Below are 24923 nucleotides of genomic sequence, written 5' to 3'. Positions count from 1 at the left end.
GCCGATGTCATTCAGTATGACCGGATACGGTCAATCCGCCTTTCATTTTGGAGGCTACAAGGTACAATTGGAAATCAAGTCTGTCAATCATCGTTACTGCGAAGTGATGATGCGTCTCCCGAGAGAGTGGACGTGTTATGAAGATGGATTGAGGAAAAAGGTACAGAGCCGATTAAAACGTGGGCGGATTGATGTTTATGTAATGAAAGAAAAAGATGAGGACCAGGCTCTTCCCGCTGTTCTGAATGAGCAGGCGGTCAGGGCCTATCTTCAGGCCGCAGAGCAGTTGGAAAGCCGTTATGGGATGCAGGGCAAACCGAGCATTATGGATATGCTGACACTTCCTGAGGTCATGGTTCACTCGGATGGGACGAGTTCGATTCCGGAAGAACAGAAAGACGAATGGGAGCGTGTCCTGCAACAGGGGTTGGAAGAGGCTTTGTCAGGTCTGGAGCAGATGCGCGCCCGCGAGGGTCTTCATCTGGCCAGTGATCTGGAACGACGGGTCAGTCGTCTGGAATCACTGCATACCGAGATGCTTGCACTTGCGCCGACTGTGGTGAGTGATCATCGCAACAAGTTAAGACAACGACTTACGGAAATGCAGGAAGAAGGCTCTTTCCCTTTTGACGAGCATAAATTGGGTATGGAAATTGCTATGTTTGCCGATCGTTCTAACATAGAGGAAGAGCTTACGCGTCTACTGAGTCACTTTGGACAGAGCAGGGAACTGCTGAAAAGTGATGAGCCGGTGGGCCGCAAGTTGGACTTTCTTATTCAGGAGATGAATAGGGAAGTCAATACGATTGGATCAAAAGCCAACCATTTGGCTCTGGTGAACCGTGTTGTCGAGATGAAGGCGGAACTGGAGAAAATTCGTGAGCAAGCGGCGAATATCGAATGAACGGTCATATTTCGGCAAAAGAGTCGCATGTATAGGGGGAAGAACCTGATTATGGCAATCAAGCTCATTAACATTGGATTCGGTAACATCGTATCGGCGAACCGGATTATATCCATCGTGAGTCCGGAATCGGCGCCGATCAAGAGGATTATACAAGAGGCAAGAGATCGTCATATGCTGATAGACGCAACGTACGGAAGACGTACTCGCGCCGTGATTATTACGGATAGCGATCATGTGATTCTGTCTGCGGTTCAGCCAGAAACGGTCGCCCATCGTCTTTCTTCGAAAGATGATGACAACGACGAATAAAATGGAGTGTAATATGTCTAAGGGATTACTGGTAGTGTTGTCCGGCCCATCTGGGGTCGGGAAGGGGACAGTATGCAGCGCTTTGCGCAAACGGGTACCGGAATTGATTTATTCCGTATCGGCAACGACTCGTCAGCCTCGTCTGGGCGAGGAACACGGCGTCAATTATTTTTTCAGAAGCCATGAAGAATTTCTGAATATGATTGCTGAAGATCAATTGTTGGAACATGCAGAGTATGTTGGGAATTATTATGGAACACCGCGTGATTTTGTGGAGAAAACGATTAATGAAGGTCGGGACATCATTCTAGAGATTGAAGTTCAAGGCGCGTTAAAAGTGAAAGAAAAGTTCCCGGAAGGGATCTTTGTATTTCTATTGCCTCCTTCACTGGACGAGCTTAAAGATCGCATTCAAGGCCGTGGTACGGAAAGTCAGGCAACGATTGATCATCGGATGTCCGTCGCGGTAGATGAGATCAGTCTGCTGGAGCAGTACGATTACGCTGTTGTTAATGATGAAATTGATTTGGCATGTAAACGAATAGAAAGCATCATTATCGCCGAACATTGTAAGATCAATAAATAATCCATTTGCCGCCTTAAATTGCGGTAATTAGTGGAGCTGCTGTCATAGGATAAAAGGTAGAGCAGCTCCAGTCTGGTTATCGTAATTAGCGGTGCACCCTGATTTCGTCAGGCGGGTAATTGGATTATACTAATGCAAAGAGGTGTTTTATAAATATGCTGTATCCTTCTATTGATGAAATGATGAACAAAGTCGACAGCAAGTATTCCCTTGTTGTTGCCGCTTCCCGCCGGGCCAGACAGCTTCGTGAAGGTGAGAAAACGGATTTGAGAAATGCCAGATCCCATAAACAGGTTGGCGTTGCACTTGAAGAAATTTATGGTGATCTGCTCGTTGTCATCAAAGGACAGGACGAAGAGGAAGAAGAGTAAGCCGCCTGCGGCTGCTCTTCAACTGCATACGGCGCAAGCCGGATTTATTTGACAACCGAGAGGTTGTTATTTTTTTCTCTATTCATCATTATAAACGTCGTATATCGGGGGGATAACCATGTTGAACGGTAAAAAAATCGTGCTTGGTGTGACTGGCGGCATAGCCGCATACAAGGCGGCTACATTATGCAGCAGGCTGGTGCAAAAAGGAGCGGACGTCCATGTCATTATGACGAATTCGGCCAAACAATTTATTACCGAACTAACGCTGCAAACCTTGACCCGAAATGTGGTATATAGTGATACCTTTGATGAGAGGGAGCCTTCCGTTGTCTCACATATTCATCTGGCGGATATGGCTGACCTTGTATTGGTTGCTCCGGCAACAGCCAATGTCATTGCCAAAATGGCGCATGGCATGGCAGATGATATGCTCTCGACAACCTTACTTGCAACGACGGCTCCGGTAATGATTGCGCCTGCGATGAATGTACATATGTATGATCATCCGGCCGTCCAGCATAATATGTGTCTGTTAACTGAGCGCGGGACTATGATGATCGAACCGGGTGAAGGGCAACTCGCTTGCGGGTATGTTGGCAAGGGGCGTTTGGAAGAGCCAGAAACGATCGTTGATGTGGTCGAACGTTTTTTTGAACGGCAGGAGTCTGAGAAACGGGAACGCAATGAACAGCATGCTTTGTTGAGTGGAAAGAAGGTTGTAGTCACTGCAGGAGGCACCATAGAACGCATTGATCCGGTGAGATATATTACCAATGATTCTTCTGGAAAAATGGGTTTTGCTATTGCAGCCGCAGCGCGTGATCTGGGGGCAGATGTAACTTTGGTTATGGGAAATACCCAGGTTCAGCCGCCAGCCAATGTACATGTGATCCCGGTGCAGTCTGCGCAGGATATGTATGATGCGGTAGCAGGTGAGTGGGATGATGCAGATATCGTGGTTAAGGCCGCAGCTGTTGCGGATTATCGTCCCAAGGAAGTGTACACAGAGAAAATCAAGAAGAAAGGCGATACATTATCGCTTGAACTTATTAAAAATATAGATATTCTTGAAACGCTGGGTAAGCAGAAGAGCCATCAATTTTTGATTGGTTTTGCTGCGGAGACCAATTCATTAGAAATGTATGCACGTGAGAAACTGGAACGGAAAAACTGTGATCTGATCGTAGCCAATGATGTCACCCAGGCGGGTGCCGGATTTGGAACAGATACCAACGCGGTGCACATCTATGACCGTGAAGGTTTGATGGAAGAGCTTCAGATGGTAGCCAAGGAAGAGGTTGCTCATCGGTTGCTTTCGATTGCGGCGGAGCGCATTGCCGGGAGGAATTAATATGGAGATCGCCAAGGTTATTGTCGATGTTCCGGTGAAGGAGACGGACCGGCCGTTTGATTATCTGGTGCCGGAATCCATGCGTGAATGGATTGAGATTGGCAGCAGGGTAGGTGTACCATTTGGTCATCGGACGGTGCAGGGATTCGTGATTGATCTGGTACCTCGCACGGGTACAGAGACTTTCAAACTCAAACCAATTCAAGAGCTGTTGGATATCGTTCCTCCGTTGTCTGAAGATTTGGTCGAATTGGCTGAATGGATGAGTGAACGTTATGCCAGCAACCGCATTTTGTCTTTGCAGGTGATGGTGCCGACTGCGTTGAAAGGAAAAGCAGAGAGGTATATCTCACTTGGAGATGCCCTGGATGGACAAGTGACTGGTTCGGCTTCAGGCGAAGAGGTCCTTTTTGTGTGGGGAGAAGAATCGACCTCAGAAAAGGTACAGCAAGATATTATTCGTTTTGTAAAAAGTCGTGGGCAGGTCCCCCTCCAGCAACTGAGCCGGAAATATCCGAATCATGCTGCGCTAATCAAGAAGTTGTTGCTTAACGGTGTCCTGCTGGAAAGCCAGGCAATCAAGGACAAGATGAATAAAAAAACGATGAAGTCGATTAATCTTGCTGTGGATGCAGCGGCTGCGGAGCAGGCGTTGACTTCATTTCCGGTAAAGGCACAACGGCAAAAGGAAGTTCTCACTTTTTTGCTGGAAATGAAAGAACTGCTGCCGATGGGGATGAAGGAATTGCTGTCCACACTTCAGGTATCAGCGGCTACAGTCAAAGGGTTGGAGGAGAAAGGGCTGGTTATAACGGAGGACGTCGAAGTCTTTCGTGACCCTTATCAGGGACGCAAGTTCCGTGCGACCGAGCCACTGAGTCTGACGGATGAGCAGCAGCATGTCTATAATAATATCAATGGTAGATTGCAGGAAAGGCGCCATGGCGTCTTTTTGCTTCATGGTGTAACAGGCAGCGGCAAGACAGAGGTATACCTCCAGACCATTCAACGCTGTATTGAACAGGATCGGCAGGCCATTGTGCTTGTACCCGAAATAGCGTTGACACCGCAGATGGTTGAGCGTTTTAAAGGACGTTTTGGTGATCAGGTTGCCGTAATGCATAGTCGTCTGTCTGGTGGAGAGCGTTATGATGAATGGCGTAAAATTCGGGAAGGCCAGGTGAAGGTTGCCATTGGCGCCCGTTCGGCGGTCTTTGCTCCGTTCAGTCGTCTGGGTCTGATCATTATGGACGAGGAGCACGAGACTTCATATAAACAGGAAGAAACCCCGAAATATCATGCCCGTGATATAGCGGTAAAAAGAGCACTGCAGCACCAGGCGGTTGTTGTCCTGGGTTCAGCGACACCTTCACTGGAAAGTTACTATGCTGCCCGTTCACAGAGTAATGATGACTTTGCACCACTTTTGTTGGAGATGCCTACCCGCGCATTGGGCAACAATCTGCCGGAAGTACGAATTGTGGATATGCGCGAAGAGTTAAAGGATGGAAATCGCTCGATGTTCAGCCGCGCTCTGCACAAAGGGCTGGAAGAGCGGTTGGAGCGTGGGGAACAGACCGTGCTTCTGCTGAATCGACGTGGATATTCCACCTTTGTGATGTGTCGCAGTTGTGGATACGTTGCAGGTTGTCCTGAGTGTGATATCTCTCTTACCTATCATCAGCGCTCCAACAATCTTCGTTGTCACTATTGTGGATATGCGGAAGCAGCGCCGGAAGTGTGTCCGGATTGCGGCAGTGAGCATATTCGATATTTCGGTACAGGTACACAGCGGGTAGAGGAAGAATTGGCGAAGCTGTTTCCGGGTATTCGCGTCATTCGGATGGATGTGGATACAACGAGTGAAAAGGGTTCGCATGAGAAGTTATTAAAGCAGTTTCGCGAAAAAAAGGCAGACGTTTTGCTGGGTACCCAGATGGTTGCCAAAGGGCTTGATTTTCCTGATGTTACCCTGGTTGGTGTCATAACAGCAGACTCGGCACTCAATTTGCCGGATTTTCGGGCTGCCGAAAAAACATTTCAGCTGCTCACCCAGGTGGCGGGCCGTGCTGGTCGACATCAACTGCCGGGCGAGGTGTTCGTTCAGTCCTATACACCAGAGCATTATTCGATTGGGCATGCGAGCCAGCATGACTATGTTTCGTTTGTCCGTGAGGAATTGCTGCATCGGCGCAATTTGCAGTACCCGCCTTACTGTCGTCTAATTTTGGTGACCTTCTCACATGAGCAGCTTCCGGTACTGATCAGGCTGGCTGAGAACTACACACGAATACTGAAAGAAAAGGCAAATGCTGCTGGCTGGTTAGGCAGTTTGGATCGCTTTAGTAATGATGCCTTTGACGTGCTTGGCCCGGTAGCATCACCGATTCCTCGGATCAAGAATAGATACAGATTCCAATGTATGATAAAATGGCGGGGGGATGTCGACGCCATTGGACTGGCGCTCGCGACGGCCCGGCGCATGGACGACGATGTTCAGGCGCAGAAGCTGCAAATTAGTCTGGATGTAGACCCGCAAATGTTAATGTAAGCATTTGTAGTAAAATGCGGATGTAAACAAGCGGTATAAACATAGATTAAAAACAACATGAATGATGGCTCGATCTTACAATCAGTTTTTGATGCCTGCTACATAGCAGAAAATCAGTACTATTTTTGAAATGAGCCTGATGTTCTGAAATTATGATGAGAATTAGGAAGGTGCTTACAACATGTCGATTCGTATTATTGTGAAAGAACCGGATGAGGTACTACACAAAAGAGCTAAAGAAGTAACCAAAGTTACACCCAATGTACAGAAACTGCTGGATGATATGGCAGATACGATGTATGACGCAGAAGGCGTAGGTCTCGCTGCACCACAGGTAGGTATTTTGAAACGGCTTATTGTGATCGATTGCGGAGATGAACAGGGGCTGATCAAGATGATCAATCCGGAGATCATTGCGAGCGAGGGAGAGCAATTTGGACCCGAAGGCTGCTTGAGTATTCCTGGTATTAACGGTGATGTGCGTCGTTTTGAGACGGTTACTGTGAAAGGGCTGGACCGCGAAGGTAAGGAACTGATTATTACGGGCAGCGGATTGTTGTCACGTGCATTCCAGCATGAAATTGACCATTTGGATGGCGTACTCTTTACGGATATTGCTGAAAAGGTGTACGAAATTGCAGCCGATCAAACTGGGCCGCGTCGTAACTAAGGAGTGATCGATTTGAATATTGTTTTTATGGGAACGCCAGAATTTGCAGTTCCGTCTCTCGATATGCTTATAGCCGAGGGATATAACGTGGTCGGGGTAGTCACACAGCCGGATAAACCACAGGGCCGCAAAAAGGTACTAACACCAACACCAGTCAAGGCTGCGGCAGAACGCCACGGCCTGCCTGTATTTCAACCCGTGAAACTGCGTGCTCCAGAGGCTGTAGCCCAATTGGCTGAATGGAAACCGGATCTGATCGTGACTGCGGCTTTTGGGCAGATTCTGCCCAAAGCTGTGCTGGATATGCCCGTTCGTGGTTGTGTGAACGTGCATGGCTCTCTTTTGCCAAAATATCGCGGTGGTGCCCCGATTCAACGTTCCATTATTAATGGAGAGCCGGTGACGGGAGTTACGCTGATGTTTATGGCGGAAGGCTTGGATACGGGAGATATGATCTCACGTGTAGAAGTGGCGATTACGGATGATGATACATCAGGCTCCATGTTTGTAAAGCTTAGTGAAGCAGGCTCCAAATTGCTTCAGGAAGAAATGCCGCGGCTGGTTGCAGGCGAAACAACGGCTGTCCCTCAGGATGAAGCCGAGGCTTCGTATGCACGTAATCTGACTCGGGATGACGAGAAGATGGACTGGAATCGAACGTCGCGTGAATTGTTCAATCAAATTCGCGGTCTTGTGCCGTTCTCGGGTGCATTTACGATGTGGGATGAGCAAGTCTTCAAGGTCTGGGCAGCAACAAATCCGAAGCAGGCGGATGTACTCTCGTCTTCGGATGCTGGACAAGCTGAGCCGGGAACAGTGTTACAATTGGGCAAAAACGGCATTGAAGTTCGCACAGGTGACGGTTCTCTCTGGCTTACTGAGGTGCAGCCTGCAGGCAAAAAAGTAATGCAAGCTGCTGACTTTGCCCGTGGTGGTACCCTGAAACCAGGAACGGTGCTGCGATGAGCGGAAATACACCGGGCCGTCCGTCAGGAAATGGTCATAAAGTCGCAGGAAATGCGTCCGGGCGCGGAGGAAACCAGCGTCGTCCTAACCAGGGAAAGTCGGGTCGTGCAGGGAATTCATCTGCATCCCCAGCTTCAGCCAATGGTGCATTACGCTCAGAGCGGCCTAAGACATCTGCTCGTGCACTCGCTGTAAAGGTACTTAGCGCCGTAGAGCAAGAAGGAGCTTACAGTAACCTTGAGCTGAATCGACGTTTGAAAGAGGCTGAGCTAAGTCCGGCAGATGCCGGATTGGCTACAGAGTTGGTCTATGGTACGATCGCGAGACGGAACACCCTTGATTATTTTCTGGAACGCTATGTAGCCAAAGGGGTATCCAAGCTGCAACCGTGGGTTCGCAGCCTGCTGCGCATCAGCGTGTACCAGATGTTATATCTGGACCGTATTCCAGAACACGCGGTGGTGAGTGAAGCCGTCAATTTGGCTAAGAAATTGGGTCATCAGGGCATCTCCGGTATGGTGAATGGAGTATTGCGGAACATGATTCGAAATCGTGATGAACTGCGCATTCCCAAACATCTGCCTGCTGCTGAGCGTATCTCACTGGAGCATTCTCACCCGCTGTGGATGGTCGAACGCTGGATCAGTCAATATGGCGAAGAGACAGCGGAAGCGATCTGTCGTGCAAATAATGAGCCGCCTGCGGTTAGTGTTCGTGTGAACACAACAATGACTACACGTGAGAAACTGATGCAAGAGATGGAGAGCGCCGGCGCAATCGTGGAACCTTCCCGGCTTAGTCCGGACGGTATTCTCGTTCGCAGTGGTGGCAATATGGCACTTACTTCATGGTACCGCGATGGCCTTCTGTCCGTTCAGGATGAAAGTTCGATGCTTGTAGCCGAGGCAGTTGGGCCTGAAGAAGGTCAGACTGTACTGGACTGCTGTGCAGCTCCCGGCGGAAAAACAGCCCATATGGCGGAGAAAATGCAGGACCGTGGACGGATTGTGGCCAATGATGTACATGCTCACAAACGTCAGTTGATTATGGATCAGGCAGATCGTCTGGGTCTCAGCTGTATTGATGCGGTGACAGGTGATGCTATTGATCTGGATGAACGTTATCCAGAGGCATCATTTGACCGGATTCTGCTGGATGCGCCATGTTCAGGTCTGGGTGTTATTCGCCGCAAACCGGATGTCAAATGGACCAAAACAGCGGATGATATCCGGGATATCTCCAATCTGCAACGTGAACTGCTGGATCGGGTTGCACCACTACTAAAGCCAGGAGGCATTCTGGTGTATAGCACGTGTACAATCGAGCCAGTGGAGAACGAGCATATGGTCGCTGACTTTTTGGACCGGCATCCGGATTACAAGGCAGCCGAAGGGTCTGCCTGGTCTGGTATGGAAACAGCCGAGTGGAAGGTTGTGAACGGTGGTGTGCAAATCATGCCGCAGTATGCCCACAGTGACGGATTTTTCATTGCCAGGTTGACAAGGATAGCGGATTAACAGTTTAATAGAGCACTGAAGGATAGCCGCCGAGGGGAACTTCGGCGGATTTCTTTGTGATTAGACTGAAGGTGTCCAACATCAGTAAAAAGTGATGATAGGGTGCGATGCAGTCATTGAGGTGTTATAATGCATGAAGTAAAGGCATCAAGGGTATACATGGATGTAAAGTGGTCTTTGTGATAGAATAGGACGAATGGAACTTAAAAAAGGAAACCAAACGAAAAGAAAAGAAGGAATAGGTGTTGACAACAAAATGAAACCTTTTATATACGATTATTCCCTGGAGGAGCTGCAACAGTGGGCTGTTGAGAACGGGGAACCGGCTTTTCGCGGGGGACAGATTTTCGACTGGATTTATGTGAAACGTGTGAATGATTTCAGTGAAATGACGAATCTGTCCAAAGCGCTGCGCGAAAAACTGACTGAACAATTTGAATTCGTTACACTTACTGAAATTACGAAGTTTGAATCCAAGGATGGAACGGTGAAATTCCTGTTTGGTCTGCATGATGATCATGCGATTGAGACAGTTATCATGAAGCACAACTATGGTAACAGCATCTGTGTAACTACACAGGTTGGATGCCGAATTGGATGCACGTTCTGCGCATCCACGCTGGGTGGACTGAAACGTAACCTTACAGCTGGCGAAATTGTCGCTCAGGTTGTGCAAGCCCAGAAAATTTTGGATGAACGCGGTGAGCGAGTCAGCAGCATCGTGATCATGGGTTCAGGTGAGCCTTTTGAGAACTATGAAGCAACAATGACGTTCCTGCGTATTATGATTCACGAAAAAGGGCTGAACATCGGTCAGCGCCATATCACGGTGTCCACAAGTGGAATCGTACCGAACATCTACAAGTTCGCTGATGAAGATACACAGATTAATTTGGCGATCTCCATCCATGCGCCGAATGATGCACTGCGTTCCAAATTGATGCCGGTAAACCGCCGTTTTCCTTTTGACGATGTAATGGAGTCATTGCGTTATTACTTGGCAAAAACGGGCCGCAGAATTACGTTTGAGTACGCACTTATCGGTGGTGTAAATGATCAGCCGGAACATGCGGCAGAACTGGCAAGCGTGCTTAAGAACATGTTGTGCCACGTGAACCTGATTCCGGTCAACCATGTACCTGAGCGCAAATACGTAAGAACGTCCAGAAGCGACATTTTCAATTTTCAGAAGATTCTCTCGGAGCAGGGTGTTAATGTAACCATTCGTCGTGAACAGGGACATGATATTGCTGCCGCTTGCGGTCAGCTTCGTGCAAAGCATATGGAGTTGAGGTGAGAACGTTTTGATCAAAACAGTTCATGTGAGCCATATCGGACGGGTGCGTTCGGTGAATGAAGATTCAGCCTGGATTCGAAATCTCGATACAGGTTATATCCTGGGCATTGTTGCCGATGGTATGGGCGGACATCTTGCAGGAGATACAGCGAGCCGCCTGGCGGTAGAGACGTTGGTGCAGGATCTGGGTACGCTTGAGCCGGGTCTTTCACATGCGTCTTTGTCAGCCGCACTCAGCGATGCTATTTTGCATGCCAATGAAGTGATCTTCCGCACTGCATCTTCGGACGATAATTACCATAACATGGGAACCACCGTGGTTGCGGCATTATTGAATGATACGGAAGGTGTTATTGGTCACATTGGTGACAGCAGAGCATACAAAATTGCAAACAAACAAGTGATCCAGTTGACCGAGGACCATACACTGGTGAATGAATTGTTCAAAAATGGTCAGATCAGCAAAGAAGATGTCTCTCATCATCCGCGTCGCAATGTGCTGACACGTGCACTTGGGACAGACGCTGAAGTGAAGGTGGATCTGGATACCGTCAAGCTGGAAGAAGGCGAAGTTCTCCTCCTGTGCAGTGACGGACTTAGTAATCTAGTCAGTAATGAGCAGATCATTCAGGTCGCAGGCAATCTGGAACTGGCCTTGGAAGATCGGGCGGATCGATTGCTTCAGCTGGCTTTGCTTGCTGGAGGAGATGACAATATCACGGTGGCATTATTCGAACTGCAAAAGGAAGGTTCCGTGACATCGGAAACGGGGTGTGAGTCATGATTGGGCACCAGCTAGGCGGACGCTATGAAGTGATCGAGCGTGTCGGCGGTGGCGGCATGGCTCTGGTGTACAAGGCCCAGGATCTGTTGCTCAACCGGAACGTTGCCATTAAAGTGTTACGGCAGCAATTTGTGCATGACGAAGAGTTTATTCGCCGTTTCCGCAGGGAAGCACAGTCCGCAGCATCTCTGTCCCATCCTAACGTAGTCAGTATATACGATGTGGGGCAGGAAGATGACGTACATTATATTGTCATGGAATATGTTGAAGGCAAAAACCTGAATGAAATTATTAAAGAGCGGGCGCCTCTGCAGGTGGACGAAGCGGTTCGGATCGCCTCCCAGATTGCAGATGCTCTCGATCATGCACATCATAATCAGATCATTCATCGGGATATCAAACCGCATAATATATTGATTGGTCGTAATGGCCGTGTGAAAGTAACGGATTTCGGGATTGCCCGTGCGGTTACATCCACAACGATTACACAGACCGGCTCCGTAGTCGGTTCCGTACATTACTTCTCGCCTGAGCATGCCAAAGGCATCGTGACTGGCGAGAAGTCGGACTTATATTCTCTTGGTATTGTCCTCTACCAAATGCTGACTGGGCAGCTTCCGTTCCTGGGAGAGAGTCCGATTAGCGTTGCTTTGAAGCATCTGCAGGAAGAGTTTGATGAACCTCGCAAATTCAATCCGCTTATCCCGCAAAGCGTAGAGAACGTTATTCTGAAATCCATGCGCAAAAATCCGCAGGAACGTTACCAATCTGCCAAAGAAATGCAGAATGATTTGGAAACCTGCCTGATGCCGGAAAGACGCAATGAGACGAAGATTGATTTTCCGGATGAGGATGATATCGATCAGACCCGTGTTATGCCGGCGATCAAGCCGGAGCCGCGTGGAGTTACATCCACAGGTGCTGTACCCGTGATGGAGTCTGACCAAGATAACAACAAGGGCAAGCCCAAAACAAAGAACTGGAAGAAGCCAGCGCTGCTGATCTCGTTGACCGTGCTTATTCTTATCGCGATGGTTGGAGTTGTGTGGTACGTGAAAGGCATGCTTGTTGTACCTGATGTGACTGTACCGAATGTCATTGGTCAAACCGAGGAAAAGGCTCGTCAAATGTTGCAGGATAAAGGGCTTGTGGTCAGTGATAATGTCATCCGGGAGTACAAGGAGAATGTGGAGCCAGGTATTGTATTTGATCAGACCCGAAATGAAGGCGATGTGGTCAAAGAAGGCTCTGAAGTCCAGCTGAGTGTTGGCGCGGAAAAAGAGTTGTTGAAGATGATTGATCTCAAAGACCTTTCATATGATGAAGCGGTCAAAAAACTCACGGCTCTGGGCATTAAAGAGGATCAGATTCAGCCTAAGGAAGAGTTCTCGAATGATAAGTCATCGGGCACTGTTCTGTCCCAAACTCCTGGGGTAAATGAAGAATACGATCCGGCAGAGGTTCAGATTATTCTGACAGTGAGCAAAGGTCCCAAAACGATAAAAATGCCTGACTTGAAAAATCTCACGCGAAGCGAGGCCGAGAAAAAGCTCCAATCAGCGGGACTGATTCTTGCTCAGGTTCAGGAGGAGTCGAGCTACACTGTAGATGAAGGCAAAGTGACACAGCAATGGCCTGTGGAAGCTGGTGCAGAGGTGAATCCTGGTGATAAAATTACCATTTTCATTAGTACTGGATATCCCCCAGAGGCATTGAACTACCCCTATAATATTAACGTCTCGCCAAAAGAAGTAGGAAAGAGCAGCAAAATTCGAATCACCTTCGAGGATGCTCGTGGCAAAAGTCAGGAATGGGGAACTCGTACTATCAAGTCTGCCCAAACGCTGACAATCCCGCTAGTTCTGGCTCCAAACGTCGATGGTGTTGTCTCTGTCTATCGGGATGGCCAATTCCTGGATACGTATCTGGTGTCCTATATTGATGCCAAAAATGGAACGGTAGTTGTGCCTACCATTGAGCCAGAGAAAGGTGCAGAGCCGCCTCCAACAACGGAGGAGCCTGATCAAGGCGGTGGTGGTGACGAGGGCACCGTTGATCCACAACAGGAAGGTGAGCCTGATACACCTGTTGATGGTGAAGTGGACAACGAAGAGGGAGATACTTCTGCGATGAAGACCGGAAATGGTCACGGCAAAGGTAAAGATAAGAAAAAGGAAGTCGTTAACGCATCAAGCCGTCCATAAGGGCGGCTTATTGCTGACGTTCAGGGTAGATGTATTGTACATTAAAGGAGGGCGACGGAGCTATGCCAGAAGGTATCATCGTTAAAGCGCTAAGCGGTTACTATTATGTCATGCCACTGGAAGAAAACGGGGTGCCTTCGGTTGAAGGCTCCGCTGTTCAATGCCGGGCCAGAGGTATCTTTAGAAAACGAGGTACCTCACCCCTTGTGGGTGACCGTGTCAGCTATATGCTGACAGAGAACGGGGAAGGAACAGTCGATGAGATTCGAGAACGTGAGACGGAGTTAATTCGTCCCCCTGTAGCCAATGTAAGTTTGGCTGTTCTCTTATTTTCCGTTAAGGAACCGGACATGAATCTCAATCTGTTGGACAAATTCCTGGTACATATCGAACAAGCCGGATTGGATGCACTGATTGTGCTCACAAAGCAGGATCTGGCTGATCCTGAAAATGATGCTCGTGATATAGTGGCTGAAGTGAAGGCTTTATATGAGCACATTGGATATGAAGTGATCTCTACCAGTTCACGAACCGGTGAGGGCAGTGGACTGCTCAAGGAGCGTCTTGCTGGCAAGATTAGCGTATTCTCCGGGCAATCCGGAGTAGGTAAATCTTCGATGTTGAATGCCTTGATGCCAGGTCTGACCCTGGAGACCAGTGCAATCAGTATGCGTCTAGGCCGAGGGAAACACACCACCAGGCACGTGGAGCTTATACCGCTCGATAATGGTGGCTTTGTCGCCGATACGCCGGGATTCAGCCAACTGGACTTCCTGGAGATTGGTGTGGAGGAGTTATCCACTTGTTTCCGGGAGTTCGCTCAATATGCGGATCAGTGTAAGTTCCGAGGCTGTACTCATACGCACGAACCAGGTTGCCGCGTGCTTGCAGCCAAGGCGGAGGGAATGATCTCCGAAAGCCGTTATCAGCATTACGAACAATTCCTTACAGAAATGAAAGACAAAAAGCGGAGGTATTAATATGATTAAAATTGCCCCATCTATTTTATCTGCGGATTTTGCCCGTCTCGGTGCGGAAGTGGCGGAAGCCCAAGCTGCTGGCGGAGACTGGATTCATGTGGATGTCATGGACGGTCATTTCGTCCCTAATATTACGCTTGGCCCTGCGATTGTAAAAGCGATCGCTCCACATACAAGCTTGCCGCTTGATGTGCATTTGATGATTGAGAACCCAGAGCGTTATGTGGAGGAATTTGCGAAAGCTGGCGCGGCTGTTATTACGGTTCATGCCGAGGCTTGTGTGCATCTGCACCGGGTTATTCATCTGATCAAGGAGCAGGGAGTTAAGGCAGGGGTAGCTCTTAATCCGGGAACTCCGGCGAGTGCTATTCAGGAAGTACTGGACGATGTGGATATGGTGCTTGTCATGACTGTAAATCCCGGTTTTGGTGGACAGGCATTCATCTCCGGCACTATGAACAAAATCAAGCAAATTCGCAGCTGGTTGAACGAAAAAGGACGTCATGACGTGCATATTGAAGTGGATGGCGGTATCGCTGCCGACACGGCTCCACTTGTGGTTGAAGCTGGAGCAGATGTACTTGTTGCGGGAAGTGCTGTATTCGGACGTGAAGATCGCGCTGCTGCAATTGCCGAAATTCGCAGTAGTTACGGAGGCTGAGCATGAACCTCAAGGAGACGCTGTGGACAATGGCTGCGAGTCTCGTTACGGGACTGGTGCTTGCTTTGTTTGCAGTTATTCAATCCCCATACAATGCGATTACGTCATTGATCGGGGTTGGTGTTGTCATTATGTATTTTCGCAAATTTGACCGTACAGGACTTCGGGTAACTTTTGTGGTATTCAGCATACTGTATTACTTATTGAGTGTATTCATGATCGCAGTCTATCAATATATCCCCGCCCAAACCTAAATGAGCAGATAACTAGGCTCGTCATTATGGAATAGGGACAGAGGGTTCCGCATAAATATGGTTACATGAGCAGGTTTCTCATGTAGCCTTTTTTGTCGTGGTAACGAAAGGAAGGCCTGGAGCATAGGATACGGCGGATGCATGAGCATGATGGGGAGGGTGAAGTATGAAATTTTACACATTCAAACTGCCGAAGTTTTTGGGAGGGTTTGTAAAGGCGATTCTTAATACGTTTCAAAAGAACTGACATGATTAAAAGGTTCCATTGGCGAATACCGCCGCTTTGGCTTCAGGATCATCTGGAATTCGGACCTGCGAAGCGCCATGCGGCGGCCATTCACATGCCGATGTGGGTATTCATGAATTTATTTCTGAATACCAAAAAAGCACCTGCAAGGAACAAGGTGCTTTTTGCTTACCCGATTTATAGTAGCTTTGCGTGATTATACGCGAGTCACTTTACCGGCTTTCAGTGCACGGGTGCTTACGTATACACGTTTTGGTTTACCGTTCACGAGAATGCGGACCTTCTGAACGTTTACGCCCCAAGAACGACGGTTACGGTTGTTAGCGTGGGATACGTGGTTACCGGTGCCCGGTTTCTTACCTGTCACATAACATTTGCGAGACATAGATTACACCTCCTATCCTAGAATAACCAGTTGCCCCAAGGAGACACGAATGTCATTCCATACGGGCTAAAATTGTTCTTCCTGACCGCAATGGTCAGGTTCCAGTAGCTAATGGCGTTGTTCAAGCCGGCATAGCCGGATCATTTCCATTACTAAACCTGCATAAAACAATACTTGAATATAATATCATACCCAAAAAAGCTTCGTCAACTGATCCAAAAACTTTATTTATTTCTCCTGTCTAATATAGTACAATGTTGAATAGTCCATAATACAGAGGTGAACAGGCTGTTACCGCGGGGAAGCCGGAGAACAAACCGGCCTTAGAGGTCGGTGGTCTGCTTTTTTTGGCAGCGCTGTGAGCTGCGGGTTTCTAACATTGGCACCAGTCTCCATGCGGCATTCATGCCGGCTCTTGATACCGGTGCATATCCGTATGCCCCGAATTTAGGGGTTACAGAGAAATTGCAGGATATCGGTTGCCCGGCCGCCCAGACCGTTAATCCGGCTGACATTATGTATTGTATGCCTGTGCCGGACAAGGTATGGACGAAGAATAACGCGATAAGCGTTTGCGCATGAACAGACCAGATAACATCTTGGTGCAAGATGTTCGTGTATCAAGCTAGGAAGGGGAATTCTCACTTGAGTATACGTTCTTTAAATGGAACAGATTTCACCGCAATGGTACTTGCCGGAGCGGAACAACTTGGACAGCATGCAGAGCACGTCAATTCCCTGAATGTTTTCCCTGTGCCGGATGGTGACACGGGAACGAACATGAATTTGACAATGAGCGCAGGAGTCGCAGAGATTAAGCGCAAGAGTTCTGCCTCCATCGGAGAAGCTGCCGTTATTTTATCAAAAGGCCTGCTTATGGGGGCACGGGGGAATTCCGGAGTAATATTATCGCAATTGTTCCGCGGATTCAGTCGTTCAGCTGCTCCTTATGAGGAACTGAATACACTCCAGTTCGCCGCAGCCCTGCAGAACGGTGTGGATGCAGCTTATAAAGCCGTTGTGAAACCCGTTGAAGGGACTATTCTTACCGTAGCCAAGGAAGCGGCGAAACATGCCAGCTACTACGCGAGACGGACGAATGACATAACTGAATTAATGAATGAAGTGTTGTTAAAAGCAAAAGAAGCACTGGCAATGACTCCGGAATTACTGCCTGTTTTGAAACAGGTCGGTGTTGTGGATTCAGGCGGCCAGGGGCTTGTATATATTTACGAAGGCTTTATGGATGTTTTGTTGCAAACGGACGGGGCAGGTCGTACATCTTTCCGGAATGACGTTCAACCAACCGCAGCGGCATCTGCACTGAAACCGGCTGCACCGTCAGAAGTGGTTTCTGCGAAACCTGCACAACAGGTAATCGTGCCGGAGATGCCCATGTCTGCCCAAGCTCGACTGGAAACGGAAGATATTGAGTTCCTGTATGACATGGAGTTCTTTATTAACCGCGAGCTCGGAGAGAACGCGGGCGTTTCATTCGATGACGAAGCTTTCCGGAAAGCGTTGTCAGTTAACGGGGATTCCATCATTATCATTGCTGATGATGAAGTGATTAAGGTTCACGTACATTCCAAGACACCTGGGGATGTATTGAACCTGGCTCTCCGTTATGGAGAAATCACACAAATCCACATTCTCAATATGCGTGAACAGCATCGTGATCTGCTGACTGCAGGTATGGACATTGCGCCTTCGCCTGAGCTGTTCGCAGAGATTCCACCGGAAGCGACGCGCGGTATGGAACATGCAGAGCCGCCAGCAGACGAGATGGCTCCATATGGTTTTATCGCGGTATCTTCCGGTGACGGCATTGCGGAGATTTTCCAGAGTCTAGGTGTGGATGTTGTTCTGTCTGGTGGACAGACGATGAATCCGAGCACTGAAGATTTTGTGAAAGCGGTGCGCTCGATTGCGGCGGAGCAGGTATTTATTTTGCCGAACAATTCCAATATTGTACTTGCTGCGCAGCAGGCGCGGGAGCTGCTTGAAGACGAGCGCCGAATTATTGTGATTCCGAGCAAGACGATCCCTCAGGGCATGGCGGCGGCTTTTGCTTTCCAGGAGGAGGAGTCTGCAGAAACCAACCGTGAGCAGATGCTGGAGGCGATTGGTCGGGTTCAGTCAGGTCAAGTGACTCATGCGGTCAGAGATACACAATATGATGAGCTTGATATCAAAGCAGGACATTACATCGGTATCCACAACTCCAAGATTGTGGCAACGGACGAAAGTATGCTGCATGCATGTGAAGGTCTGCTGCAACAGATGATGGAGAGTGGAGATGAAGTGGTGACCATTCTCGAAGGGGACGAGGCTAACCCTGAGATTACCGCTGGGCTTGTCGCATGGCTTGAAGAACAATATCCTGATGCTGAGGTTGAGGTGCACCTTGGAGGACAGCCGGTTTATTATTATTTGTTCTCTGTAGAGTCCTAATAGAGGTTGTTCAAAAAGTCCCCAGTTAACTTTTTGAACATGCACTAATAGCACTTAAGCAAAGAGGAGGGGATCTGATGAGCCACAAGGTTGCGATCGTAACCGATAGCACGGCAGATATACCGGAGGAACTGATCCGTAAATACGGGATTCATATTGTTCCGCTGCGTGTTTTGTTCGGGGAAGAAGCTTATGCAGACGGCGTTGATCTGACTTCGGAACAGTTCTATGCAAAATTGGAGAAGAGTTCTGTGCTGCCTACAACCTCACAGCCTTCTCCCACCGATTTTATGAATATCTATAACACATTGTTGGATGAGGACCCGGAGCGGCCCATTGTATCGATTCATTTGTCTTCCGGCATGAGTGGTACCTATCAATCGGCACTGCTTGGCAAATCGTTGCTGGAACGTGAAGGCGATATAACAGTACTGGATTCGAAGTCTGCATCCTATGGATATGGTTTATTGGTCGTACAGGCTGCCGAGCTTGCTGAACAAGGCAAGTCCGCTGCGGAGATCGCTGCGGCTGTAGCAGCCATGCAGCAGAGCCGCAAGCTGTTCTTTCTCGTAGATACATTGGAGTATTTACAGAAAGGCGGTCGGATTGGCAAAGCTGCGGCCATCTTGGGAACACTGCTGAATATTAAACCGATCTTGTCGATTGATGAGGAAGGCGTTATTTACGCAGTGGAGAAAGTCAGAGGTCACAAAAAAGCCATGGCACGCATTATTGAGCTGTTTCAGCAGGATCTGGCGGGTCAACGTGTTAATCTGGCGGTAGGTCATACCGCAGACCCCGGATCAGCGATCGCTTGTGCAGAGCAATTACGCGGGCATTTTACACTAAATGAAGTGGTATATACCAATATTGGGGCCGTCATTGGCAGCCATGTTGGGCCAGGCGTAATTGCCATCTTTATGTGGCCTGTTCCGGAATGAGGGATTAGACATGAAATGGGAAGAAATATCGGTAAAACAAATTAGCGGCGTGAGTGCTCTCAAAGAGGGAGAGCTTCACGCCTTTGGCATCTCTACTGTAAAAGATCTGCTTGAATATTATCCGTTCCGTTATGAGGATTATCGGCTGCGTTCGCTCAGTGAAGTGAAGGACGGGGATAAAATTACGGTACAGGGTAAAGTGATGGGCATCCCGGTGTTGCAGCGTTATGGCAAAAAGTCACGCCTTACCTGTAAGGTGATGACGGAAGAATGGATGATCTCAGCCACCTGGTTCAATCGGCATTTTCTGAAGGAGCAGCTTACGCCCAATCGAGAGATTGTTATAACGGGGAAATGGGAACAAAAACGTATGCAGATGACCGTAACGGACTCGGAATTTCCGGATAAAGGGGAAGGACGATCGGGAACGCTGCAGCCTGTGTATTCCGTAACCGGCAAGATTACGCAGTCCTGGATGCGTAAAACGATTAATCAGGGGTTAGTCCAATTTGGGGAAATGATCCCTGAAATCCTGCCTCAAACCCTCATGAAGAAATATGGGTTTATGCCTCGCAAACAGGCGATTGCCGGGATTCACCGTCCGCAGGATAACCGGGAAGGCCAGCAGGCCAGACAGCGGATGGTGTATGAGGAGTTATTTTTGTTCCAACTCAAGATGCAGGCATATCGTGCATTGAACCGGGATCGTATGGATGGTGTAGTGCACACAACGGATAATACAACGATTCGCGAGTTTGTTCGCAGTTTGCCATTTGAACTCACGGATGCGCAGAAGAAGGTAGAGCTTGAAATTCTGCATGATATGCGTTCACCGTATTCGATGAATCGATTGCTGCAGGGGGATGTAGGCTCGGGTAAAACGGTTATTGCGGCAATTGCACTGTATACGACCGTTCGTTCCGGGTTTCAGGGGGCTTTGATGGTCCCTACAGAGATTCTGGCAGAACAGCATATGCGTTCACTGCAAAAGCTGTTTGAACCTTTTGGTGTCACGGTGGGGCTGTTAACAGGAAGTGTGAATGGACGGAAGCGCAAAGATCTGATTGCTTCTTTGCAGATGGGCTTGATTGATATCGTCGTGGGTACACACGCTTTAATTCAGGAGGATGTATTTTTCCGTGACCTGGGTCTTGTCGTTACGGATGAACAGCATCGGTTCGGTGTGAACCAGCGCAGCATTTTGCGGCGTAAAGGCTATAACCCGGATGTGTTAACGATGACGGCGACGCCGATACCGCGAACACTGGCCATTACGGCTTTTGGTGATATTGAGGTATCGACCATCTCGGAACGTCCGAAGGGACGGATTCCGATCTCGACGTACTGGGTCAAGCATGACATGATGGACCGGGTGCTTGGTTTTATTTCGCGCGAAGTGGACCAGGGACGCCAGGCCTATCTGATCTGCCCGCTCATTGAAGAGTCGGAGAAGCTGGATGTACAGAATGCCATTGACCTGCATATTCAGATGCAGCAGAACTTTCCGAAGTACCGTGTAGGTCTGCTCCATGGACGGATGACGGCTGGCGAGAAGGAAGAGATGATGCGTGACTTCTACAGCAACGAAATTCAGCTTCTCGTCTCGACAACCGTTGTGGAGGTCGGGGTCGATGTGCCTAATGCAACACTGATGGTCATTATGGATGCGGACCGATTTGGTCTGTCGCAGCTGCATCAGCTTCGTGGCCGGGTTGGTCGGGGCGCTCATGCCTCCTATTGTGTGCTTATTGCTGATCCCAAGACGGAGGTTGGGCAGGAGCGCATGAAGGTCATGACGGAAACTGAAGATGGATTCGAAGTATCCCGTCGAGATCTGTATCTGCGGGGACCGGGCGATTTCTTTGGCACCAAGCAAAGTGGATTACCGGAGTTCCGTCTTGCCGACATGGTTGCGGATTTTGCCGTATTGGAGCAGGCACGAGATGATGTGTCCAGCCTGATTGCGGATGCGAACTTCTGGACGTCTGTTGACTACGCTCCTTTACGTGACTTTTTACAGCAGCAGCAAGTATTCCAGGGCGATCTGATCGATTGATCGGGGTTGTAGATGTGTGGTTTTCCACATTTTCCGTGGGAAAATGTCAAGTGTACATGCCCTCCTGTCATATGAATAAGAAGTGAGTTCATTATTCAGGAGGTGCTGTACGTTTTGGGTTACCAACAATATGGAATCAGTCCGCAGCTGGTGGAGCGGATCAAAACGAAGATGAAAAATCCTGCTGTCAAAGAGCGTATCAAAAAGTTGATAGATGGGGTCACCAAGTCCGATCTGCAGGATAAGGCAAAGGTAAGAAGGCTGGTCAAGTCGTCAGCGGTCATTTTGAACGAGAATTTTTCTGCGGCGCAGGAGGAGCAATTTGTTGCTTTTGTTCTCGCCCAGAAAATCGACCCGAACAATACGTTTCATTTGATTAAGCTGTGGGGCATGTTTAGGTAGGGACTCGATGGAATGTTGGGTGGTATAAAATGAACTGAGGGTGTTACATGTGTCCACTCCGAGTGCAGTACCATCTTCCGATCGCTGTTATCCCCGGATTTTTAGATTAAAATTTCAAAAGGGTAAAATCCGGTGATAAAGGCGAGCGCTTCGCTTCTCCAGATTGGTTCTGCACTCTCCGTTACTGTGTAACTGGGAGTCCATTTTATAAAAACCAAATTACATCGAATGTGTATGAAGTAATTTAGTGGATAGGCGGTCCATAAGTCAGGAAGATGACTTATGGGCCGCCCTTTTAATTTAAATGTGGGCGTGTCCTTGGTCCTAAATTGATTTATTCTATGGGTTTTTTTATTGTTGATGAAGCTGAGGTGTAACGTTGAGATGAAGAGCGTGACTGTATAGAGCGTATTTACTATGGCTAACGAACTGAGGTGACGCTATTTGGAGCAATTCCGCCTGATAGAAATTGTAAGGAACCTGAGAGGCGCTATTTTCGCCATTTCGACATGGGTACGTTGTTTATTGCTGTTTGCGGATTATATAAGGTCGCTCAGGTTCGTTACATTTTTTCGCTCCCCAAAATGATCTTAATAAGGCTTCTGAGGTTCGTTAGAATTGAAATGACACTGCGGGCTTTAGGGCAGCCGATCATTGGATAAAGGCTGTCAACCATAATGAAGATCAAATGGAGTTTCCAATTGCCTTTTTTGAGGTGGAAGCGGTCAGGGCAAAATCCACATCCCCGTTTATAGAGGAACGTCCCGGATTTCTGCTCTTATTTCTTTTTCAAATGCGCAGGAGGGGTGGAGTTTGTGGTCATTATGAATACTGCAATGAATGTTGCAATAATGCTGCCGTTATACGGTATTTCTTTGAATATGTAGTCCTGTACAATCAGGATCAGGGTTGAAATACATAAAATGATGTGGAGCATTCGTCCTGATGAGCTTTCGGAATCTGTGTAGCGTTTGGAAATTTCGGATAGGGTGAACCATATGAGACTAAAAAGTAGAATTGAACCAAGGATCAGGATGGCAAACATGGAAGTACACCTTTCTGTCAGGAAAATGGACAGAGCAATTGGAATTTAGATAATAATATGTAGATAAGACAATGTAACAATAATTTCCTGATTATACCACATTATATTTTTAAACTGTAAAGTTGTTGGAATAATTTATCCGTAAGCTGGCTTGACCGACGTGCGTATGGTTTTATTTTCATAAGATCGACTTTGCTTTCCTCCAGATGGAGCGGTAAACTGTTGCATACGAGCATACATGGATTTCAAAGTGAGGAAAACGCTGCTGCGATGAAGGGCGTTTATTTTTGACGGATGTGGAGGAAGTCAGATTGACGGAAATGTTTACGATGCTGCTGGGGTTGTTTGAACGGGCAGCACTGCTGATTATATTTTTATTCTTCTTGTCGAGGATACCGCGGTTTAGACAGATTTTGCAAAAGGGAAAATTGAGATGGCAGGAGTACATTGCGGTTACGCTGTTATTTTGTGCATTTGCCATCTTTGGTACGTACACCGGTATTAATGTGGAAGGCTCGCTGGTGAATGTACGCATTATTGCGATCATGTCTGGCGGCATTCTGTTTGGAGCGCCTGTGGGCATCATTACGGGGATTGTCTCCGGAGTGCATCGGTATTTGATCGATATGGATGGGGTTACGGCAATTCCGTGCCTGATCACAAGCATCCTTGCAGGTCTGGTGTCCGGGTATATACATAAGTATACGCCTAAGTCGAAGCGCTGGATGATCGGTATTGCGGCGGGAATGATCTGTGAGGCGCTTACGATGCTGCTTATCCTGCTGTATTCCTATCCCGACCCCTTGGGGGCGGACATTGTCTCGAAGATTGCGCTGCCGATGATATTGGGTGAGATGAACATTGGGCTGATCGTGCTGCTGGTACAGAGTGTAGAAGGGGAAAAGGAAATGATTGCAGCTCGTCAGGCCAAGCTGGCGCTGGAGATTGCCAACAAGACCTTGCCATACTTCCGTTCCATTGATGAAGACTCTCTGCGTAAGATTTGCCGGATTATTCAGGAGGATATCCAGGCGGATGCAGTTGCGATTACGGATACCCGAAATGTACTGGCTTATGTGGGATTTGGGGAGGAACGATATCACATCGGCAATGAAATTATTAGTGAGATGACGAAGAAGACGATTTCCAGCGGAGAGATTACGATCAGCAATGATATAATTGACGAGAAAACGCCGGATATCCACTCCCTGCTCATCATTCCGCTCAAAGAGCGGGGCGAAGTGACGGGTGCGTTGAAAATCTATTACCGCAAAGCGTACAAGATTACGTATCCGTTGCAAACGATGGCTGTTGGCCTGTCTCAGATTATTTCCACCCAGATGGAAGTATCACGTGTGGAGGAGATCAAGGCAGCCGCCAATAAAGCGGAGCTGCGTGCATTGCAGACCACGATCCATCCTCATTTTCTATTCAATGCACTGAATGCCATTGCCTCATCGATTCGCACCAAGCCGGATCGGGCACGCGAGCTGATTGTGAATCTGTCTGGATATATGCGCTATAACCTGGAGCTGTCGGATGAGCTTATCGATATTCACAAAGAGCTGGAGCAGGTCCGCAATTATGTGGAAATCGAGAAGGCGCGCTTCGGTAGCAGGCTTAACGTCATCTATGATATTGATGAGGTGGCTGTGCATATTCCAAGCCTGGTCATTCAGCCACTTGTTGAAAATGCCATCATCCATGGTATTCTCAAGGTCAAAGGACCCGGGACCGTACGGATTCGAGTACAGGACTATCCTGACTTTGTACGAATTGGGGTCAGTGATACAGGTGCAGGCATTGGAGCAGATATTATTGAGCGGGTATACCATGATCGGATGCCTGGCAACCAGATCGGGTTGTACAATGTGCATCGGCGGGTGAAGCTCATATATGGACAAGGTTTAACGATTACACGGCTGAAGCAGGGAACCGATATTTTATTTGATGTACCCAAAGGAGATGTAGTAACAAGGTGA

24 protein-coding genes are annotated in these 24923 nt (G+C 48.3%); 23 read left to right on the top strand and 1 reads right to left on the bottom strand.

The genetic code is table 11. The features are described 5' to 3' along the window. Nucleotides 1–4: 4 nt before the first annotated feature. The 17 genes from MHB49_RS23770 (at nucleotide 5) to MHB49_RS23690 (ending at nucleotide 15854) form a co-directional block, all read left to right on the top strand. The gene (locus MHB49_RS23770; protein WP_247898421.1) at nucleotides 5–904 is read left to right on the top strand and encodes a YicC/YloC family endoribonuclease; all 900 of its coding nucleotides are present in this window, start codon (nucleotides 5–7) and stop codon (nucleotides 902–904) included. Between the two features lie 51 nt (nucleotides 905–955). After that, complete coding sequence (gene remA / locus MHB49_RS23765) at nucleotides 956–1216, top strand: extracellular matrix/biofilm regulator RemA (protein WP_006209218.1); 261 nt, start codon at nucleotides 956–958, stop codon at nucleotides 1214–1216. A gap of 13 nt (nucleotides 1217–1229) precedes the next feature. Further along, nucleotides 1230–1802 (top strand): guanylate kinase, encoded by a 573-nt coding sequence (gmk, locus tag MHB49_RS23760; protein WP_024631121.1) that lies wholly within the window; start codon nucleotides 1230–1232, stop codon nucleotides 1800–1802. 155 nt (nucleotides 1803–1957) lie between these two features. Further along, entirely contained in the window at nucleotides 1958–2173 is a 216-nt protein-coding gene (rpoZ, locus tag MHB49_RS23755; RefSeq protein ID WP_024631120.1) for a DNA-directed RNA polymerase subunit omega, read from the top strand. A gap of 118 nt (nucleotides 2174–2291) precedes the next feature. After that, a complete protein-coding gene (coaBC, locus tag MHB49_RS23750; RefSeq protein WP_405153236.1) occupies nucleotides 2292–3527 on the top strand; it encodes a bifunctional phosphopantothenoylcysteine decarboxylase/phosphopantothenate--cysteine ligase CoaBC in 1236 nt (411 codons plus the stop codon). Between the two features lies 1 nt (nucleotide 3528). After that, nucleotides 3529–6078: a primosomal protein N' gene (gene priA, locus MHB49_RS23745; RefSeq protein ID WP_405153235.1), complete on the top strand. Its 2550-nt coding sequence runs from the start codon at nucleotides 3529–3531 to the stop codon at nucleotides 6076–6078. Between the two features lie 181 nt (nucleotides 6079–6259). Further along, entirely contained in the window at nucleotides 6260–6748 is a 489-nt protein-coding gene (def, locus tag MHB49_RS23740) for a peptide deformylase (protein ID WP_090901049.1), read from the top strand. 12 nt (nucleotides 6749–6760) lie between these two features. After that, on the top strand, nucleotides 6761–7714 hold the full coding sequence (fmt, locus tag MHB49_RS23735; protein WP_405153234.1) for a methionyl-tRNA formyltransferase: 954 nt from the start codon (nucleotides 6761–6763) through the stop codon (nucleotides 7712–7714). After that, a complete protein-coding gene (rsmB, locus tag MHB49_RS23730; RefSeq protein ID WP_405153233.1) occupies nucleotides 7711–9231 on the top strand; it encodes a 16S rRNA (cytosine(967)-C(5))-methyltransferase RsmB in 1521 nt (506 codons plus the stop codon). The genes fmt and rsmB overlap by 4 nt, the downstream gene beginning before the upstream one ends. Nucleotides 9232–9487: 256 nt before the next feature. Further along, nucleotides 9488–10528 carry a 23S rRNA (adenine(2503)-C(2))-methyltransferase RlmN gene (gene rlmN / locus MHB49_RS23725; RefSeq protein WP_090901040.1) on the top strand — a complete coding sequence of 347 codons (1041 nt, stop codon included), beginning with the start codon at nucleotides 9488–9490 and terminating at the stop codon, nucleotides 10526–10528. A gap of 7 nt (nucleotides 10529–10535) precedes the next feature. Further along, complete coding sequence (locus MHB49_RS23720; protein ID WP_247898416.1) at nucleotides 10536–11312, top strand: Stp1/IreP family PP2C-type Ser/Thr phosphatase; 777 nt, start codon at nucleotides 10536–10538, stop codon at nucleotides 11310–11312. Next, on the top strand, nucleotides 11309–13516 hold the full coding sequence (gene pknB / locus MHB49_RS23715) for a Stk1 family PASTA domain-containing Ser/Thr kinase (protein WP_405153232.1): 2208 nt from the start codon (nucleotides 11309–11311) through the stop codon (nucleotides 13514–13516). The genes MHB49_RS23720 and pknB overlap by 4 nt, the downstream gene beginning before the upstream one ends. 62 nt (nucleotides 13517–13578) lie before the next feature. Further along, on the top strand, nucleotides 13579–14496 hold the full coding sequence (gene rsgA, locus MHB49_RS23710; protein WP_405153231.1) for a ribosome small subunit-dependent GTPase A: 918 nt from the start codon (nucleotides 13579–13581) through the stop codon (nucleotides 14494–14496). 1 nt (nucleotide 14497) lies between these two features. Then, nucleotides 14498–15157, top strand: a complete 660-nt coding sequence (rpe, locus tag MHB49_RS23705; protein ID WP_053784310.1) for a ribulose-phosphate 3-epimerase — start codon at nucleotides 14498–14500, stop codon at nucleotides 15155–15157. Between the two features lie 2 nt (nucleotides 15158–15159). Further along, nucleotides 15160–15411 (top strand): hypothetical protein, encoded by a 252-nt coding sequence (locus MHB49_RS23700; protein ID WP_247898413.1) that lies wholly within the window; start codon nucleotides 15160–15162, stop codon nucleotides 15409–15411. A gap of 166 nt (nucleotides 15412–15577) precedes the next feature. Beyond that, on the top strand, nucleotides 15578–15658 hold the full coding sequence (spoVM, locus tag MHB49_RS23695) for a stage V sporulation protein SpoVM (protein WP_019424875.1): 81 nt from the start codon (nucleotides 15578–15580) through the stop codon (nucleotides 15656–15658). A 1-nt stretch (nucleotide 15659) separates the two neighbouring features. Further along, nucleotides 15660–15854, top strand: coding sequence for a hypothetical protein (locus MHB49_RS23690; RefSeq protein ID WP_247898412.1), 195 nt, complete (start codon nucleotides 15660–15662; stop codon nucleotides 15852–15854). Here MHB49_RS23690 and rpmB read toward each other — a convergent pair whose 3' ends face one another. Continuing rightward, nucleotides 15855–16043, bottom strand: a complete 189-nt coding sequence (rpmB, locus tag MHB49_RS23685; RefSeq protein ID WP_024631107.1) for a 50S ribosomal protein L28 — start codon at nucleotides 16041–16043, stop codon at nucleotides 15855–15857. Nucleotides 16044–16376: 333 nt separating this feature from the next. Here rpmB and MHB49_RS23680 point away from each other — a divergent pair, with 333 nt between their 5' ends. The 6 genes from MHB49_RS23680 to MHB49_RS23655 all read left to right on the top strand — a co-directional run bounded on the left by MHB49_RS23680 (nucleotide 16377) and on the right by MHB49_RS23655 (nucleotide 24923). Beyond that, nucleotides 16377–16625, top strand: coding sequence for a hypothetical protein (locus MHB49_RS23680; protein ID WP_247898411.1), 249 nt, complete (start codon nucleotides 16377–16379; stop codon nucleotides 16623–16625). A 63-nt stretch (nucleotides 16626–16688) separates the two neighbouring features. Then, nucleotides 16689–18497, top strand: a complete 1809-nt coding sequence (locus tag MHB49_RS23675) for a DAK2 domain-containing protein (RefSeq protein ID WP_405153230.1) — start codon at nucleotides 16689–16691, stop codon at nucleotides 18495–18497. 77 nt (nucleotides 18498–18574) lie between these two features. Then, nucleotides 18575–19438, top strand: coding sequence for a DegV family protein (locus MHB49_RS23670; RefSeq protein WP_405153229.1), 864 nt, complete (start codon nucleotides 18575–18577; stop codon nucleotides 19436–19438). A 10-nt stretch (nucleotides 19439–19448) separates the two neighbouring features. Beyond that, on the top strand, nucleotides 19449–21494 hold the full coding sequence (gene recG, locus MHB49_RS23665; RefSeq protein WP_405153228.1) for an ATP-dependent DNA helicase RecG: 2046 nt from the start codon (nucleotides 19449–19451) through the stop codon (nucleotides 21492–21494). A gap of 114 nt (nucleotides 21495–21608) precedes the next feature. Beyond that, nucleotides 21609–21896 carry a stage VI sporulation protein F gene (locus MHB49_RS23660; protein WP_090901017.1) on the top strand — a complete coding sequence of 96 codons (288 nt, stop codon included), beginning with the start codon at nucleotides 21609–21611 and terminating at the stop codon, nucleotides 21894–21896. Between the two features lie 1374 nt (nucleotides 21897–23270). Next, the gene (locus MHB49_RS23655) at nucleotides 23271–24923 is read left to right on the top strand and encodes a LytS/YhcK type 5TM receptor domain-containing protein (protein WP_405157226.1); all 1653 of its coding nucleotides are present in this window, start codon (nucleotides 23271–23273) and stop codon (nucleotides 24921–24923) included.

The sequence above is a fragment of the Paenibacillus sp. FSL K6-0108 genome (assembly GCF_045040695.1).
GTDB classification, from domain to species: domain Bacteria; phylum Bacillota; class Bacilli; order Paenibacillales; family Paenibacillaceae; genus Paenibacillus; species Paenibacillus pabuli_B.
The sequence above is the reverse complement of the archived record's forward strand: the minus strand, read 5'-3'. Positions and strand labels throughout refer to the sequence as shown.

Bases quoted from the DNA above. Each gene is read 5' to 3' on its own strand.
- rsmB (WP_405153233.1), top strand. From the start codon at position 7,711: ATGAGCGGAAATACACCGGGCCGTCCGTCAGGAAATGGTCATAAAGTC.
- pknB (WP_405153232.1), top strand. From the start codon at position 11,309: ATGATTGGGCACCAGCTAGGCGGACGCTATGAAGTGATCGAGCGTGTC.
- def (WP_090901049.1), top strand. From the start codon at position 6,260: ATGTCGATTCGTATTATTGTGAAAGAACCGGATGAGGTACTACACAAA.
- MHB49_RS23690 (WP_247898412.1), top strand. From the start codon at position 15,660: ATGATTAAAAGGTTCCATTGGCGAATACCGCCGCTTTGGCTTCAGGAT.
- spoVM (WP_019424875.1), top strand. From the start codon at position 15,578: ATGAAATTTTACACATTCAAACTGCCGAAGTTTTTGGGAGGGTTTGTA.
- rpoZ (WP_024631120.1), top strand. From the start codon at position 1,958: ATGCTGTATCCTTCTATTGATGAAATGATGAACAAAGTCGACAGCAAG.
- gmk (WP_024631121.1), top strand. From the start codon at position 1,230: ATGTCTAAGGGATTACTGGTAGTGTTGTCCGGCCCATCTGGGGTCGGG.
- rlmN (WP_090901040.1), top strand. From the start codon at position 9,488: ATGAAACCTTTTATATACGATTATTCCCTGGAGGAGCTGCAACAGTGG.
- rsgA (WP_405153231.1), top strand. From the start codon at position 13,579: ATGCCAGAAGGTATCATCGTTAAAGCGCTAAGCGGTTACTATTATGTC.
- rpmB (WP_024631107.1), bottom strand. From the start codon at position 16,043: ATGTCTCGCAAATGTTATGTGACAGGTAAGAAACCGGGCACCGGTAAC.
- MHB49_RS23670 (WP_405153229.1), top strand. From the start codon at position 18,575: ATGAGCCACAAGGTTGCGATCGTAACCGATAGCACGGCAGATATACCG.
- MHB49_RS23700 (WP_247898413.1), top strand. From the start codon at position 15,160: ATGAACCTCAAGGAGACGCTGTGGACAATGGCTGCGAGTCTCGTTACG.
- priA (WP_405153235.1), top strand. From the start codon at position 3,529: ATGGAGATCGCCAAGGTTATTGTCGATGTTCCGGTGAAGGAGACGGAC.
- rpe (WP_053784310.1), top strand. From the start codon at position 14,498: ATGATTAAAATTGCCCCATCTATTTTATCTGCGGATTTTGCCCGTCTC.
- remA (WP_006209218.1), top strand. From the start codon at position 956: ATGGCAATCAAGCTCATTAACATTGGATTCGGTAACATCGTATCGGCG.
- coaBC (WP_405153236.1), top strand. From the start codon at position 2,292: ATGTTGAACGGTAAAAAAATCGTGCTTGGTGTGACTGGCGGCATAGCC.
- MHB49_RS23655 (WP_405157226.1), top strand. From the start codon at position 23,271: ATGCTGCTGGGGTTGTTTGAACGGGCAGCACTGCTGATTATATTTTTA.
- MHB49_RS23770 (WP_247898421.1), top strand. From the start codon at position 5: ATGTCATTCAGTATGACCGGATACGGTCAATCCGCCTTTCATTTTGGA.
- recG (WP_405153228.1), top strand. From the start codon at position 19,449: ATGAAATGGGAAGAAATATCGGTAAAACAAATTAGCGGCGTGAGTGCT.